This window comes from Allobosea caraganae, from assembly GCF_003351345.1.
Classification (GTDB): domain Bacteria; phylum Pseudomonadota; class Alphaproteobacteria; order Rhizobiales; family Beijerinckiaceae; genus Allobosea; species Allobosea caraganae.
Window position 1 is genome coordinate 268,781 of the sequence record NZ_QQTO01000033.1, and the last position, 16,083, is coordinate 284,863.

A 16,083-nucleotide genomic window follows, 5' to 3' on the forward strand; every position below is an offset into this window, starting at 1 on the left:
TGAGGAGCGCCGCAGGCGCGTCTCGAAGGATGCTCCAGGAGGCTCCGGTGACCGCTGGAGCATCCTTCGAGACGCGCTCCTGTGGAGCGCTCCTCAGGATGAGGGCTGAGGCGGTGCGCGGCGGCAATCGAATTCGGGCGGGGAGAACGTCACCATGACAGGGCAACTGATCGGATCGCTGATCCTCTGGCTGATCGTGGCGGTGATCGTCATCGCCATCATCGTCTATCTGGTGAACTGGCTCTATCGACGCTCGTCGAAGGAGGTCTCGTTCGTCCGCACCGGCCTGTTCGGCGAAAAGGTCGTGATCAATGGCGGCGCCTTCGTCCTGCCGATCATCCACGACGTCACGCCAGTCAACATGAACGTCCTGCAGTTGGCGGTGACGCGGGCGAACAACGACGCGCTCATCACCCGCGACCGGATGCGCGTCGACATCGACGCCGAGTTCTACGTCCGGGTCCGGCCGCAGCGTGAGGCGGTCTCGGTCGCCGCCGCCACGCTCGGCCGGCGCACGCTCCAGCCCGACCAGCTCAATGCGCTCCTCTCCGGCAAGTTCATCTCGGCGCTGCGCACCGTCGCCTCCGAGATGACGATGGAGGAGATGCACGAGCAGCGCGGAACCTATGTCCAGCGCGTCAAGGACGCCGCCGCCGAGGCGCTCGACCAGAACGGGCTCGTGCTGGAATCGGTTGCGCTGACCGATCTCGACCAGACCGACCTGCAATATTTCAACCCGTCCAACCGCTTCGACGCGGAAGGCCTGACGCGGATCATCGAGGAGATCGAGGACAAGCGGAAGCTGCGCAACGACATCGAGCAGGGCGCGATGATCCGCATCCGCACCCGCAACCTCGAAGCCGAGCGCCAGGCGCTCGACATCGAGCGCGAGAGCGAGGGGGCCAGGCTCGAACAGCAGCGCGAGATCGAGATCAAGCGCGCCGTGCAGCGCGCCGAGATCGCCCGCGAGCGCGCCGCCCGCGACACCGAGGCCGAGCAGGCCCAGATCCAGTCGCGCGAGGAGATCGAGAAGTCGCGGATCGCCAACGAGCGCGCGATCAGCGAGGCGCGCATCGCCTCCGAGAAGGACATCCGCCAGCAGGAGATCGACCGTACCCGCGCCGTCGAGGAGGCCGAGATCGGCGCGCGCGAGCAGGTCGAGAAGGCGCGCATCACCAACGAGCAGGCGATCAGCGTCGCCCGCATCGCCTCCGAGCGCGATATCCGCCAGAAGGAGATCGAGCGCACCAAGGTGCTGGAAGGAGCCGAGATAGCCGCCCGCGAGGCGACCGAGCGGGCGCGCATCGTGCAGGAGGCCACGATCAGCGCCGAGCGCATCGGCCGCGAGCAGGAGGTCCGCAATCGCGAGATCGAGCGCACGCGTGTCCTCGACGAGGAGGATATCGCGGCGCGCGAATCGGTCGAAACCGCCCGCATCGCCCAGGAGGAGCGCGTGCGCGCCCTGCAGATCGCGCGCAATCGGGCGCTCGACGAAGCCGAGATCGCCGCGCGCGAAGCCATCGAGAAGGCGCGGATCGCGCAGGAGAACACGATCGCGGCCGACCGCATCGCGCTCGACCAACGCACCCGCCTGTTGGAGATCGGACGCACCGAGGCGATCGAGGCCGCCGAGATCTCGGCCCGCGAGGCGATCGAGAAGGCCCGCATCAGCCAGGAGAAGACCGTCTCCAGCGAACGCATCCGCCGCGACGAGGAGGTCCGCAATCTGGAGATCGCCCGCAACCAGGCGATCGACACCGCCGAGATCGCGGCGCGCGAGGCGACCGAGGCCGCCCGCATCGCCCAGGAGCGGGTCAATGCGGCCGAGCGCATCGCCGCCGAGCTCGCCACCAAGGAGCTCGAGATCAAGCGCTCGGCCGAACTCGACACAGCCGAGCTCAAGCGTCGCGACACGGTCGAGCGCCAGCGCATCACAACCGAGCTCGGCCTCGACAAGGAGCGGATCGACTCGAGCAAGACCCGCGAGATGCATCAGATCGCCCAGAAGAAGGCGGTCGAGGTCGCCGAGGAGGACCGCGCCATCGCGCTCGCGGCCAAGAAGGTCGAGCGCACCGATGCCGACAAGGTGCTGCGCCAGGCCGAGATCACGGCGAGCCAGCAGGTCGAGACCGTCGGCATCGCCCGCGAGCAGGCGCTCGAAGCCGCCCGGATCGAGCGCCGCCAGGCGCTGGAGCAGCTCGAGATCGCCCGCGGCCAGGCGCTGCAAGAGGCCCAGATCGCCTCCAACGAGGAGGTCGAGCGCGCCCGCATCTCCTCCGACCGGGGGCTCGACGAGGCCCGCGTCGGCCGCCAGCGCGAGCTGCGCAAGCTTGAGATCAACCGCGAGCGCGAGGTCGAGAGCGCCGCGATGGACAAGGCGATCGCGCTCTATGCCAAGTCGCTGGAGGAATCGGCGGCGCAGGCCAGCGCCGAGATCGCCCGCGCCAAGGCGGTCGAGGCCGAGGAGCAGGTCAAGACGGTCCGCGAGAGCGAGGGCGCAAGGCGCCGCAAGACCGTCGAGGTCCTGCTGGCCGAGAAGGCGGCCGAGGAATCGCGCATCGCGGCCGGAGCCGAGAAGGTGCGCCGAGCCGTCGATGCCGAGGCGCAGAAGCTGCTCTACGAGGCCGAGAACGTCCTCAGCGACGGGGCGCGCTACGGGCTCTTCCGCCGCCGCCTGCTCGACAAGATCGAGGGCATCGTGCGCGAGAGCGTCAAGCCCCTCGAGAAGATCGAGGGCATCCGCATCCTCCATGTCGACGGGCTTGCGGGCGCCGGCGCGAGTGGCGGCGCGGGAGGCGCGGCGCGCTCTCCGACCGACGAGGTCATCGAGTCGGCCCTGCGCTACCGGGTGCAGGCGCCGATGATCGACCAGGTGCTGAAGGAGATCGGCATCGAGGGCGGCAACCTCGCCAAGATGGGCGGCTTGATGCGCGAGGCCTCCGACCTGCAGCGCGTCGCCAAGGATGCCCAGCCCGCCAAGCCGAAGGAAGGTGGTGGCGAGGGCACTGGACCGGGCGCCGATCCGGCTGCCGGTTCGAGCAAGAAGTCGTGAGGCGCTGAACCATGGCCCGTGTCTACGCCTCCAGCGTCATCGCCGCCCCCGCCGCCCGGGTCTGGGCCCGCGTGCGCGATTTCAACGGCCTGCCGAACTGGCATCCCCGGATCGCCGAGAGCCGGATCGAGAATGGCGAGCCCTCCGACAAGGTCGGCTGCATTCGCGCCTTCTCGCTGCGCAGCGGCGACCGGCTGCGCGAGCAACTGCTCGGCCTGTCCGACTACGACATGTTCTGCACCTACGCGATCCTCGACTCGCCGATGCCGCTGACCAACTATGTCGCGACGCTGCGCCTGACGCCGATCACCGACCAGGAGCGCACTTTCATCGAGTGGTCGGCCGATTTCGACTGCGCGCCCGAGCAAGAGGCCGAGCTCGTCGCGGGCATTGGCACCAATGTCTTCCAGGGCGGTTTCGACGCCCTCAAGCGCGCTTTCGGGGGATAGCCATGCCCCATGTCGTCCGCAGCACGATCATCGACGCTCCGGTGGACCGGCTCTGGTCGGTCCTGCGCGACTTCAACGGCCATGAGCGCTGGCATCCGATCGTCAGGGTCAGCGAGATCGAGCGCGGGCACCCATCCGACCGGGTTGGCTGCATCAGACGCTTCACGCTGCAGGACGGCAGCGAATTGCGCGAGCAACTGCTCACGCTCTCCGATCTCGAAATGACGTTCAGCTATTGCCTGCTCGATACGCCGATCCCGCTCTTCAACTACGTCGCCCATGTCCGGCTGTTGCCCGTCACCGACGGGAATCGCAGCTTCTGGCACTGGGAGAGCCGCTTCACCACGCCGCCGGGACGGGAAGCCGAGCTAGCGAGGATCGTCGGCGACGAGGTCTACACCAACGGGATCGAGGCCGTCCGCCGCCTGCCCGAACTCGCACGCGAGGACGCCTGACATGCTCGACGTGAGAAGCTGCGCCAGCCTGTCGGAAGCGTCGGGCATCCTGCTGGGAGACCGGCACGCCCGGCTGGTGGGCGGCGGCACGCTGGTGATGCGTGACGTCAACGAGGGCCGGCTGACCGAGGGCACGCTCGTGCGCGTCGTCGACCCTGTCTTCCGGCAGATGAATGCCGGCGGGCCGCGCATCGAACTCGGTGCCGGCGTGACCATGGCGATGGTCCTGGCCAGCCGCGAGCTCGCCTTCCTGCATCCGGCGGCGCGCGGGATCGGCGGCCCGGCGATCCGGACGATGGCGACGATCGGTGGCAACCTCTTCGCCGATACGCCCTATGGCGATTTCACGGTCGCGCTGCTCGCGCTGGACGCGCAGATCGTGGTCCAGGCGGGCTACGGCTCGGGCCGGGCGATGCCGCTGGAGGAGTTTCTGGCGGCCCGCGAACGGGGCGGGCAGGGGCTGGTGACCGGGGTCCAGTTCGCGCGGCCGCAGAACGCCAGTGAGTTCCATTTCCGCAAGGTCGCCCGCGTCAAGCCGAAGGGCATCTCGGTGTTGTCGATCGCGGCTCATCTGCCGCTGTCCGGTGGCCGGGTGGCGCAGGCGCGCGTCGCCTATGGCGCGATGGCGCCGACGCCGATCCGGGCGCGGGGCGTCGAGCGTGCACTCGAAGGCAAGGCGCTTGATGCCGGCGCGATCCAGGCGGCCAAGCAGGCGGCGCTGGAAGGCTGCCGGCCGGCGACCGATGCGATCGCCAGCGAGTGGTATCGCCGCGAGGTCATGCCCGTTCATCTCGGCCGGCTGCTGGCCGGCGACGGCCGCTAGGGAGGCGCGCATGGCCAAGATACCGGTCCAGTTCCGGCTCAACGGCTCCGACCGCGCCGCCTTCGTCGACGCGCCGGAGACCCTGCTCAACACGCTGCGGCGCGGGCTCGGCGATTTCGCGCCGAAATATGGCTGCGGCCAGGGCACTTGCGGCGTCTGCACCGTGCTGGTCGACGGCGAGCCGCAGCTTGCCTGCCTCACGCTCTCCGTCGCCTGCGAGGGCCGCGAGATCGAGACGGCGTCCGGCATGGCCGATGGCCCGGACCTCCACCCGCTGCAGGCCGCCTTCATGGACCATTTCGCTGCCCAGTGCGGCTTTTGCACGCCGGGCATGCTGACGGCTGCCCGCGCGCTGCTGGCGAAGAACCCGAACCCGAGCCGCGACGAGGTCGTCGAGGGCATCAGCGGCAACATCTGCCGCTGCACCGGCTACGAGCCGATCATCGCTGCGATCCTTGCCGCCGCGAGCGCCCCCGGCGCGCGCCGGGCTTGAGGGAGAAGGCTGCCATGCTGGAAATGCGCAAGGACATCTTCGCCGACGAGCGCGACGACAACCTCAACGTCATCGGTAAGGGGCTGCAGCGGCAGGACATGCCGGGGCACGTCACTGGGCGCACGCGCTACTTCGACGACCACGCCTTCGACGGGATGCTGCATCTCAAGGTGGTGCGCAGCCCGCATGCCCATGCCCGCATCCGCTCGATCGATATCGCCGCCGCGCAAAGGGCGCCGGGCGTGAAGCGCGTGCTGCGCGGCGCGGACGTGCCGGTCAACAAGAACACGCTGCTGAGCCTGATCAATTTCGGCAAGGACGACGAACCGTCGCTGGCGGTCGACAAAGTCAGCTACAAGGGCGAGCCGGTGGTCGCGATCATCGCCGACAGCGAGGCTGCGGCGCTGGCGGCGCGCCAGCTCGTGCGCATCGACTACGACCTGCTGCCGAACGTGTTCGACGTCGAGGAGGCGCTGAAGCCGGGCGCACCGGTGGTCAACGAGACCTATCCGGGCAACTATTTCGAATATCACCAGCGCTACGACCACCAGAAGCTGCGCTTCGGCGATGTCGAGAAGGCCTTCGCCCAGGCCGACATGGTGCTTGAGCACCGCTACCAGATGTCTCCGATCGAACACGCGCCGACGGAGACCAACGGCTCGATCGCCGCGCCCGAGCAGAACGGCCGCTTCGTCGTGCATTCCTGCGCGCAGGGCCTGTTCTTCGCGCTCGGCACCGCGGCCAAGATCGTCGATGTCGAGTCGAACCGCCTGCACTTCATCGGCGGCACGGTCGGCGGCGGCTTCGGCGGCAAGGTCGACGCGCTGACCGAGCCGCTCGCCGTGCTCGGCGCGATGCTGACCGGCAAGCCGGTGCGCTTCGTGCTCGATCGCGAGGAGGAGATGCTCTACGGCTCGCCGCGCGGGGCCGAGCGCATCTACGTCAAGGACGGGCTGATGCGGGACGGGCGCATCGTCGCCCGCTCTATCCGCAGCTATTTCGACGCCGGCGCCTATACCCGGCTGTCGAGCTATGCCGCGATCAAGTGCACCGCGCATCTGCCGGGCCCGTACTGGATCCCGAACGTCGCCTCCGACGTCTATGTCGCCTACACCAACCGCTGCCCCTCCACCGCGATGCGCGGCTTTGGCGTCACGGCGGTGGATTTCGCGCTGGAAGTCCAGATGGACCGGCTCGCCGAGGCGGCGAATCTCGACCCGATGGAATTCCGCGTCCTCAACGCCTATCGCGACGGCGACATGAAGGCGCATCGCCGCGTCGCCAAGAATACCGCGCTGATCGAATGCGTGCAGGTCGTGGCCGAGAAGGCGAACTGGCCGCTCTCCGAGCAGGCGAAGCGGCAGTCATCGCTGACCGGCGGCGTGGGCGAACGGGCGCTGATCCCAGCGACGCCGCTCGACCAGCGCGGCCAGATCGGCCGGCCTGATACGCGCAACGCGCCGTCGAGCCAGGTGCTGCCTGCCGGCACCGCGCGCATCCCGCTGAGCAAGCAGCCGGTGATGGAGGGCGATCGCGACGGCCGGGCCAAGCCCACGCAGGTGCCGCGCTACGAGTCCGCGCAGCCGATAGCGGCGCTGCCGCCCTACCAGCCGGCGCAGACCTCCAATCCGCCGGCCCCGGCCTACCAGCCACCGCCGGCCTATCAGCCGTCGCCGCCGCCGCCCGCCCCGCCACCTGCCGCCCCGGCGCAGACGCAGCATGGCGCGGTGCGGTTCTCGTCGGTCTTCGGCACGAGGAGGCGCTGAGATGGCCCGTCACGAAGGCCGCGGCATGGCCTCGGTCAATTATCCGATCGGCATGAATCTCGGCGGCGATCCGAGCCAGGCGCTGATCCATTCCAATCCGGACGGCAAGTTCACCGTCGCGCTCTCGGCCATCGATCTCGGCCAGGGCATGAAGCAGGTCTCGCGCCAGATCGCGGCCGAGACGCTGGGAGTGCCGATCGAGGACGTCTATGTCGACACCGCCGACAGCGATACCGGCCCGCACGACATGGGCAGCTTCGCCTCGCGCGGCACGCACCGCATGGGCAATGCCATCATCGTCGCGGCGCGCGAGGCGCGCGGCGTCCTGCTCGAGGCGGCCGCCGAGGAGCTGGAGGTCAATGCCGCCGATCTCGTCACCGACGGGCGCGGCAACATCCATGTCCGCGGCGCGCCGTCGAAGACCATCACGGTGAAGGCGACGGCGCAGGCGGCGCAGTTCAAGCAGGGCAAGACCATCGCCGGGCGCGGCATCTTCCTAATCCCGCTCTCGGCGGTCGATGCCGATACTGGCGAGATGAACCCGAACACCGCCTTCGCCCATGCCTGTCTCGTCGCCGACGTTACGGTCGACGACGAGACCGGCGAGGTCGAGGTGCTCAGGATGACCAGCGCCTACGAGCTCGGCCGCGTCATCAACCCGCGCATGGTGGAGCAGCAGCTTGTGGGCGGCGCCTGGATGGGCATGAGCCACGCGCTCTACGAGACGCCTGAGCCCTATTATCCCAACCCGGAGCACGGCCCGCGCGACTTCAACGAATACCTGATGCCGGGGCCGGGCGACATCGCGCCCTACCACGTTACCGTGCTGGAACGGCCGGCGCCGGACGGGCCGTTCGGCGGCAAGGGACCGGGCGAGATGTGTGCCAACCCGGTGCTGCCCGCCGTCGCAAACGCCGTCTACAACGCGATCGGCGTGCGCGTCGACGAATTGCCGATCACGCCGGAGAAGATCCTGCGCGGCATCAAGGCCAATGGCGGCGTCAAGCCCGGGCCGCGCCGCGGCGGCCCCGTGAACTGGCGGTGACGGCATGGCATTGCGCACCACCGTCGCCGGGATATCGAGCCCCGAGGCCCTCGCCGAGGCGCTGCAGGCGGCGATGTATCTCGCCGATGACGGCATCGCCACGGCGGGCTACCTCTCGCTCGCACTCGGCAAGCCACTGCTGCTGGAGGGCGCGCCCGGCGTCGGCAAGACCGAGGCCGCCAAGGCGCTCGCCGGCATCCTCGGGCGCCAGCTCATCCGCCTGCAATGCTTCGAGGGTATCGACGCGTCGGCGGCGCTCTACGAGTGGAACTATCCGCGCCAGATGCTCGCGATCCGGCAAGCCCGCGAAGGGGAGACGCTCGACATCTACCGCGACGACTTCCTGATCGAGCGGCCGATGCTGACGGCGCTGCGCCGGCCGGACTCGACCGTGCTGCTGATCGACGAGATCGACCGCTCCGACCATGAATTCGAGGCCTTCCTGCTCGAATTCCTCTCCGATTTCTCGATCTCGATTCCCGAGCGCGGGACGCTGCGTGCCGCCGAACGCCCGGTCGTGGTGCTGACCTCGAACCGCACCCGCGAGCTGCACGAGGCGCTGCGCCGCCGCTGCGTCTACCACTACATCGCCTATCCCGAGCCGGAGCGGGAGGCGCAGATCATCATGCTGCGCTCCTCGGCCGTAGCCGAGGGCACGGCGCGCGCCGTCGTCCATGCCGTCGGGCTGCTCCGGCGGGAGCCGCTCGCCAAGCCGCCGGGAGTCGCCGAGGCCGTCGACTGGGCTGAGGCCGCGACCGCGTTGGCGCAGACCGGCGCGCCCTGGCCGGAGGCTTTTCGCCGCTCGCTCGGCACCGCGATCAAGGACGAGGAGGACCTCGCCCATTTGCGCCCGCGCCTGCCGCTCATCATCCCGGGGCTGGCGGCATGAGGGGCCGGACGTCATTGCGAGCGCAGCGACGAAGCAATCCAGGGGCGGCAGTGCTCTGCGTCCCCCTGGATTGCTTCGTCGCTGCGCTCCTCGCAATGACGAAAAGCGCTGCCATGTCCCCTTCCCCCCGCTTGCGGTGGGGAAGGGCTAGGGATGGGGGGGCGGAAAGCCGGAGCTCCGTCCTTCATCGTCGCGCCGAGCGGCACTGCCCCCCACCCCAACCCTCCCCACCGCAAGCGGGGGGAGGGAGCGGGAAGCGTCGCGCCCTACCGCTGATCGAGGGGGCGTCGGCATGATCGCGCCGCTCCCCGCCGCAGCCCGGCCTTTCGTCGCTTTCCCGTCGCTGCTGCGCGAGCACGGCATCGCGGTCGCGCCCGAGCAGACCACTTCCTTCCTGATGGCGGTCGAGCTGCTCGGGCCGCGCAGCATGGAGCATGTTCGCAAGGCGGCCGCCGCCACGCTCAGCCCCCATCCGGAGCAGCGCGAGCGCTTCGACGCGCTCTTCGACATGCATTTTCTTGGCGCGTTGGCCGAGCCGGGTGAGGACGATTGGCAGCCCGACGAGGACATGTCGGTCCAGGAGGATTCCGGCTCGCGCGAGGTCCTGATCGGCGAGGGGGTCAACGAGACCGGCCAGGCCGCGACCGGAGCCGAGGCGCTCTCCATCCGTGGCTTGCGGACGCTCGATGAGAGCGAGACGCTGCGTCGCTTCGGCCGGGCGCTGCCGGCGGCGCTGCCACGGCGGCGCGGCTATCGCCATCGCGGCGCGCGGCGGGGACCGATGGTCGATCTCGCGCGCAGCCTCAAGGCCGCCATCCGCCATGACGGCGAAGTGATGGACCTCAAGAAGCTCAGGCGGGTCACCCGGCCCCGGCCGATCCTGCTGCTGATCGACGTTTCCGGCTCGATGAAGCAGCGCAGCGACGCCAATCTCGCGCTCGCCCATGCCGTGGTGCAGGCGGCGCCGCGTGTGGAAGTCTTCACCTTCGGCACCAGGCTCAGCCGCGTCACGCGGGCGCTGCGCCGGCGCCGGCGCGAGCAGGCCCTGGCCGAGGCCTCTGGGCTGGTCGCCGACTGGGATGGCGGCACGCGCATCGGCGACGCGCTGGGGGCCTTCCTCGCCGTGCCGCGCTTCGCCTCCTATGCGCGCGGCGCGGTCGTCATCGTGCTGTCGGACGGGCTGGAGCGCGGCGAGCCGGCGGCGCTTGTCAACGCAGTGACGCGGCTTGCGGCGCGGGCCCATCGCATCGACTGGCTCACGCCGCTCGCAGCCGATCCCGGCTACCGGCCGGAGACCGAGGCGCTGCGGCTGGTCGCGCCAATGCTCGACAGCCTCACCGATGGCGGCAGCACGGCGCGGATCTGCCGCCACATCCTCTCGCTCGGAGGCACGGAGGCTGCATGACCGATATCGTCGATGCTCATTTCCACATTTGGCGGCAGGCCGATCTGCCCTGGCTGCTCGGCCCGATGCAGCCGCGCATCTTCGGCCCCTATGAGCCGATCCGGCGCGACTATCCGGTCTCGGAATATCTCGCCGATGCCCGGCCCGAGGGTGTGACCCAGGCCGTCTACGTCCAGGCGAACTGGGCGGTCGACCGCTTTCTCGACGAGGTCGATTACGTCTCGCGCGCCTCGGAGAAGGCGGGCTTCCCGATCGCGATCGTCGCCTATGCCGACATGCTCGCCGAGGATGCGAGGCCGCAGCTCGACCTGCTCGCACGGAACGAGCGGGTCCGCGGCGTGCGCATGCAGATTCACTGGCACCAGAATACGCTCTACCGTTTCGCAGGCGGCCCCGAGCTTGCCCGCGATCCGCGGCTCGTCGCCAATATCGGGCGGCTGGCCGATTACGGTTTCAGCTTCGACCTGCAGGTCTTCGCCGATCAGATGGCGGGTGCGGCCGAGCTTGCCGCGTCCTGCCCGGACGTGACCTTCGTTCTCCAGCATGCCGGCATGCTGGAGGATCTCTCGACCGAGGGCATCGCCGCCTGGCGCGACGGCATGACTTCGCTTGCGGCGCAGCCGAACATCGCGAGCAAGCTCTCCGGCCTCGGCACCTTCCTGCGTCGCAACGATGCCGGGCACATCGCCTTCATCGCCGCGCAGACACTCGCCCTGTTCGGGGCCGATCGCTGCCTGTTCGGCTCCAATTTTCCGATCGAGAAGCTCTGGACCACCTATTCCGAGCTGATCGGCGCGCACCGCGCGGCCGTGCCCGAGGGCGTCTTCGGCAAAGTGTTCAACGAAACCGCGAGGCGGGTCTACCGCCTCGATGACAAGTGACGGGAGGAATTCCATGGCGCTCGAAATCAAGATTCTCGACTACGGCGATATCGAGCTGGAATCGAGCTTCCTCGTGCTGGGGCGCGATTGCGGCCGCACCCGCCGCGTCCCGACCTATGGCTTCCTGGTCCTTGGCGGCCCCTGGCCGATCGTCGTCGATACCGGCTATCGCCACAACCAGATCATGGAGAGCCTCGGCATGCGCGGCCTCCAGTTCCACGAGAACATGATCGAGAACCAGCTCGCCAAATACGGCGTGCGGATGGGCGACGTGCGCTATGTCCTGCACACCCATCTCCATATCGACCATGCCGGGAAGGACGAGCTCTTCCCGATGAACACGACGGTCCTCGTCAACCGGCGCGAGCTCGAATACTCCGTCTCCGGCCTGATGCACCCGCAATATCCCGCGCCCGACATCAAGCACCTGATCGACCGGCTGCATACGCGCGATGCGCTGCGCTTCGAGGATCTCGAGCTTTCCGGCATGATCGAACTCTTCCCCGGCTGCTATATCGAGGCTGCCGGCGCCCATACCGAGGGCTCGATGAACGTCCATGTCGACACGGTAGAGGGCCGCGCCATAATTTGCGGCGACGTGATCTACGATTTCAACGACCAGATCGTCACGCCCTTCCACGAGCTGCATGCCAACGAGCCGCGCACCACCGGCAATCACGGCGTCTCCAAGCGCGAGGAGAAGGCGGCGATCAAGAAGCTGCTCACCGTCGGCAAGTTCCTGCTGCCGGTGCACGACAAGCCGGCGAAGATCGCCCATGGCCAGGTTGTCGGCCGCATGGACATGGCGGTCCCCGGTCCTGTCGTGCAGTCGCTGCCGGCGCGCAACTGGTTCGCGGCCTGAGTCCGGCGCCGCCATGACAACCCATGTCGCCGTCCGCCCCGCCTTCGCCGAGCTGATCGACCTGTGGGCGCCCGTGCGCCAGCTCGGCACCGGCTTCGAGTTCACCGAGGGCCCGGTCTGGCACCCGCGGGAGCAGTATCTGCTGTTCTCGGACATGCCCGGCGACGTGCGCCGCCGCTGGGACAAGGGCGGCGTGCGCGAGGTCATGCGGCCGGCGAACAAATGCAACGGCATGACCTACGATGCCGAGCTCAGCCTCATCGTTTGCGAGCACGCTACCTCGACACTGGTGCGCGAACGGCCGGATGGCAGTCGCGAGGTGCTGGCCTCGCATTTCGAGGGCATGGAGCTCAACAGCCCGAACGATGTCTGCGTGAAGTCGGACGGGTCGATCTACTTCTCCGATCCCTGGTACGGACGCATGCCGGTCTACGGCGTCGAGCGGCCACGCCAGCTCGGCTTCCAGGGCGTCTACCGGATTCCGCCGGGCGGCGGGGCGCCGGAGCTGCTGGTCGACCGCTACCTGTTCGACCAGCCGAACGGGCTCTGCTTCTGCCCGACCGAGGACCGGCTCTTCGTCAACGACACGGTCCAGCACAATATCCGCGTCTTCGACATCCTGCCGGACGGGCGCCTCGGCTCCGGCCGCATCTTCGCCTCCGGCATCGCATCAGTGAGCGAGCCCGGCGTGCCCGACGGGATGAAATGCGACGCGCGGGGTAATGTCTGGGTCTGCGGCCCCGGCGGCGTCTGGGTCTATACGATCAAGGGCGAGCTGATCGGCAAGCTGCGCGTGCCAGAGCTCGTCGGCAACCTGACCTGGGGCGGACCGGATTGGCGCACGCTGTTCCTGACCGCGACGCATTCTCTCTACGCAGTCGAGACCAAGATCGGCCCGCGGCTCGAGCCCTATATGAAAGTCGGCAGCAGCCAGCGCGCGCGCTCCGATAGCGGCAGCGCAGGCGGGCGTCCGATCTCGGACGTCACCGCCGCGGCTTCCGTCGCGGCGAGCGGGGTGAAGAAGGCGGCGCCGGGCTACCGGCTCGATCCCTCACGCTGCGCGCTCATCATCCAGGACATGCAGAACGATGTCGTCATGGAAGGCGGCGCCTTCGCTTCCTCGGGCTCGCCCGCGCATTGCCGGGAGCAGAACGCGGTCGCCAATGCGGTGCGACTGGCGCAGGCGGCGCGGTCGCGCGGCATTCCGGTGATCCATGTCTGGTTCATCGTCGAGGCCGGCGCGCCGGGCGTCACCATGAACGCGCCGCTCTTCGAGGGGCTGGCCGACGCCAACGCCCTGGTGCGCGGCGGCTGGGGTGCCGCGCCGGTGCCGGGGCTGGAGGCGCAGGCCGGCGATCACATCGTCGAGAAGCAGCGCATGAGCGCCTGGGAGGGCACGCGGCTGGAGACCGTGCTCAAGGCGCTCGGCCGCGACGTCGTCATCGTGACCGGCGCCTGGACGAACATGTCGATCGAGCACACCTCCCGCACTGGTGCCGACAAGGGCTATTTCATGGTGGTGCCGGAGGATGCCTGCTCGACCATGAACGCCGAATGGCATACGGCCTCAGTCAATTACGCGCTCCAGAACGTGGCCGTGGTGACCGATGTGGACGCGGTGATCGCCGCGACCAGCGGCTGAGATTCAAGGACGTTTTCGGAGCATCGCAGCACCCCAGGTCGTACCGAGCTTCGGGTTCTTGGTCGCCAAGTGCGCACCGAAGGCCACTGCGAGCCGCAGGTCCTCCATCCGGACGGCTGCCTCCCGAAGCGCTGCCGGATCTCACCCAGGCGGGCCTCACTGCCCGCTTCACCCGCCCGACTGTGTCCCTGATGTGCCTGCCGCCTGCAACGTTGGCCAGATTGGTTAGCGAGCGCACGCGCCTCAGCGCCTCCAGCGCACTCATATGAACCGAATCTGTTCCAGCGCCAGCAGCCCCGGCCTCTCGGCTTCGCCGATCCCCTCCATCTGTCCGGTCAGCGGATCGACGCTCGCAAGCGGGCCGAAATTCAGGCCGCTGCGCATTTCGATGGTGTGGATCGGCACCTGCGCCGCTGTGCCGAGCTGGGGCGAGGTGAAGGCGCCGAAGACGAACTCCTCCTCCGACGGAAGATTCTGCTCCTGGTTCATCTCGTAGCCGGTCGCGCAGAGCCGGCCGGTCTCGTCATGGATGAAGGCGATGATCTTCCAGAACGCCAGCGGTATCCTGACGCCATAGATCGGCCGATCGTGATCGCTGAAATAGGGACCGGTGAAGACGGAAATCTTCATGTCGTCCTCGCGCGCGTGCTGGAGCGCGTAGTCTTCCAGCGCCAGCCAGATCGGCGCATTGAAGGCCTGCATCTGCGGCGTCGCATTGGTGACGTGCATGGAATCTTCGTTGCCGCGCTTGGCGGTGACCGGATCGCCCCAACCGGGATCCTCCCGCCTCGTCATATGCCCGCGGCTGAAGCGCGGCGGGTTGCCGTAGCACTCGTTCATGATCTGCTGCGATTTCAGGATGCGGGGATCCCATTTCCAACCGACGCGGGCGCTCTTGCGCGACAGGTTGCCGTCGATATTGGTGGCGCTGAAGAAGCACAGGCGCCGCGACCGGCTCATCACCACCGAATAATGCTCATAGCGCAAGACGCTGTCCTGCTGCCCCTCGTTGTCGTAGGTCAGTACGTCGCTCGCGGCGCGCTCGACCTTCGGTAGCGGGACTGTTTCGCCCAGGAAATCGGCCGCGTAGCCCTCGCGGTCGCGGTAGTCCTCCGGCCTGGCCTCTTCGCCTCCGCTCTCGCCGCCGCCGTCATCGGGCTCGGTTGGCGCTCCGCTCCAGCGGCGCGCCGGCGGCTCCAGGCCGGCTTGCCCGCCGAGCGAGACCGTGATGGTGAGCGGTATCGTCAGGCTGGCCGAGCCCGACGCTCCCTGCGGGGCGGCGGCCTTGCTGCGGACCGGCGGTGCCGGGGGCGGGACCGGGTTCGCCGTTTCCCGTCGCGTCCGGCCGCTGCGTACGCGGCGCAGCAGATCCTCGACCACATCGGCCCTGACGGCGTAGTTGGTCGCCAGGAAGCTGCCGCTGAAATGCAGGCCCACGGCCAGGCCGCTATCGAGATCGACGAGGACGGAGCCGGAATTGCCGCCGAGCGTGGTGCAATTGTGCTGGAGCCTCGTCTGCTCGATCTTCGTCACCGCGCCGGGCGCGAGGCGCTTGCTGTCGAAGACGTTGCCGTAGAGCCGCAGCATCAGATCGGGCTCGGGAATCCGGCTGTCATAGGCGGGGTAGCCGATCGTCGCGACGGCGGGGGTCTCCCTGATCGTCGCCGAGAGCTTGATTGGCTCGGCCAGCCTGGCGTCGCCACTGGTGAGCTTGATCTCGAAGAAGGCGACGTCCGGGCCGGGCTCCTCCTCGATGTGCAGAGGCCGCAGCAGCTCGAATTCGAGCGCGGCCGGATTGTCGATCTCCTGCAGGAAATCGGCTCGGGCGCTCATCAGCCCCTGCGAGCCCATCCGGAAGGCGAAGCCCTCGCCGCGGCGCTGGGCAAATTCCTGGGCGACGTGCCGGTTGGTGACGAGCACGTTCTCGGCGACCACCCAGCCGGTGCCGACCCAGTCGAGCCTGCCGCCCTGCAACTCCACCCGCCCGACGGCCCGGATCGCGCGGTCGAGATGCTCCTTGGCGCCGGCCAGCCGCTCCTTCCAGAGTTCGCTCTCGGCCGGATCGGCGAAAGCGAGTTCGGTCGTGCCGCCCTTGACGGCGAGGACCGGGCGCAGCCGCCGCATCACTATGCTCTCGCTGTGGACGGCGCTTTCGACCGCACCGCCCGGAAGGCCCTCGAGCGTCCCAGTTTCCTGCCCGCTGCGGGCCGCCATGCCCTCTTCGTGCAGGCGCGGGTCCTGCCGCCTGATCTCATCGTTGAGCCCGCGCAACCTCTCCAGAATTCGCTCGCTTTTCATGATGGCGTCCCCGCTCTCGCTGC

Annotated in this window: 13 protein-coding genes; 12 read left to right on the top strand and 1 reads right to left on the bottom strand. The window is 68.7% G+C overall.

Annotated elements, in window-relative coordinates; translation table 11 throughout:
* Positions 1-154: 154 nt before the first annotated feature.
* The 12 genes from DWF00_RS22185 (at position 155) to DWF00_RS22240 (ending at position 13,762) form a co-directional block, all read left to right on the top strand.
* Positions 155-3,052 carry a flotillin family protein gene (locus tag DWF00_RS22185; RefSeq protein WP_114829643.1) on the top strand — a complete coding sequence of 966 codons (2,898 nt, stop codon included), beginning with the start codon at positions 155-157 and terminating at the stop codon, positions 3,050-3,052.
* 11 nt (positions 3,053-3,063) lie between these two features.
* The gene (locus tag DWF00_RS22190; protein ID WP_114829642.1) at positions 3,064-3,501 is read left to right on the top strand and encodes an SRPBCC family protein; all 438 of its coding nucleotides are present in this window, start codon (positions 3,064-3,066) and stop codon (positions 3,499-3,501) included.
* A 2-nt stretch (positions 3,502-3,503) separates the two neighbouring features.
* Positions 3,504-3,956 (top strand): SRPBCC family protein, encoded by a 453-nt coding sequence (locus tag DWF00_RS22195; protein ID WP_114829641.1) that lies wholly within the window; start codon positions 3,504-3,506, stop codon positions 3,954-3,956.
* 1 nt (position 3,957) lies between these two features.
* On the top strand, positions 3,958-4,779 hold the full coding sequence (locus DWF00_RS22200) for an FAD binding domain-containing protein (RefSeq protein ID WP_114829640.1): 822 nt from the start codon (positions 3,958-3,960) through the stop codon (positions 4,777-4,779).
* Positions 4,780-4,789: 10 nt separating this feature from the next.
* A complete protein-coding gene (locus DWF00_RS22205) occupies positions 4,790-5,272 on the top strand; it encodes a (2Fe-2S)-binding protein (protein ID WP_114829639.1) in 483 nt (160 codons plus the stop codon).
* Between the two features lie 14 nt (positions 5,273-5,286).
* Positions 5,287-7,038: a xanthine dehydrogenase family protein molybdopterin-binding subunit gene (locus tag DWF00_RS22210; RefSeq protein WP_114829638.1), complete on the top strand. Its 1,752-nt coding sequence runs from the start codon at positions 5,287-5,289 to the stop codon at positions 7,036-7,038.
* A 1-nt stretch (position 7,039) separates the two neighbouring features.
* Positions 7,040-8,083, top strand: a complete 1,044-nt coding sequence (locus DWF00_RS22215) for a xanthine dehydrogenase family protein molybdopterin-binding subunit (RefSeq protein WP_114829637.1) — start codon at positions 7,040-7,042, stop codon at positions 8,081-8,083.
* Positions 8,084-8,087: 4 nt separating this feature from the next.
* Positions 8,088-8,972, top strand: a complete 885-nt coding sequence (locus DWF00_RS22220; RefSeq protein WP_114829636.1) for an AAA family ATPase — start codon at positions 8,088-8,090, stop codon at positions 8,970-8,972.
* A gap of 292 nt (positions 8,973-9,264) precedes the next feature.
* Entirely contained in the window at positions 9,265-10,377 is a 1,113-nt protein-coding gene (locus DWF00_RS22225) for a vWA domain-containing protein (protein WP_114829635.1), read from the top strand.
* The gene (locus DWF00_RS22230) at positions 10,374-11,258 is read left to right on the top strand and encodes an amidohydrolase family protein (RefSeq protein ID WP_114829634.1); all 885 of its coding nucleotides are present in this window, start codon (positions 10,374-10,376) and stop codon (positions 11,256-11,258) included. The genes DWF00_RS22225 and DWF00_RS22230 overlap by 4 nt, the downstream gene beginning before the upstream one ends.
* Positions 11,259-11,271: 13 nt before the next feature.
* A complete protein-coding gene (locus DWF00_RS22235) occupies positions 11,272-12,120 on the top strand; it encodes an MBL fold metallo-hydrolase (protein ID WP_114829633.1) in 849 nt (282 codons plus the stop codon).
* Between the two features lie 13 nt (positions 12,121-12,133).
* Positions 12,134-13,762 carry an isochorismatase family protein gene (locus tag DWF00_RS22240; RefSeq protein WP_114829632.1) on the top strand — a complete coding sequence of 543 codons (1,629 nt, stop codon included), beginning with the start codon at positions 12,134-12,136 and terminating at the stop codon, positions 13,760-13,762.
* Between the two features lie 261 nt (positions 13,763-14,023).
* On the opposite strand, the gene DWF00_RS22245 is transcribed toward DWF00_RS22240, so the two are convergent.
* A complete protein-coding gene (locus DWF00_RS22245; RefSeq protein ID WP_181832672.1) occupies positions 14,024-16,060 on the bottom strand; it encodes a DNA/RNA non-specific endonuclease in 2,037 nt (678 codons plus the stop codon).
* Positions 16,061-16,083: the final 23 nt, after the last annotated feature.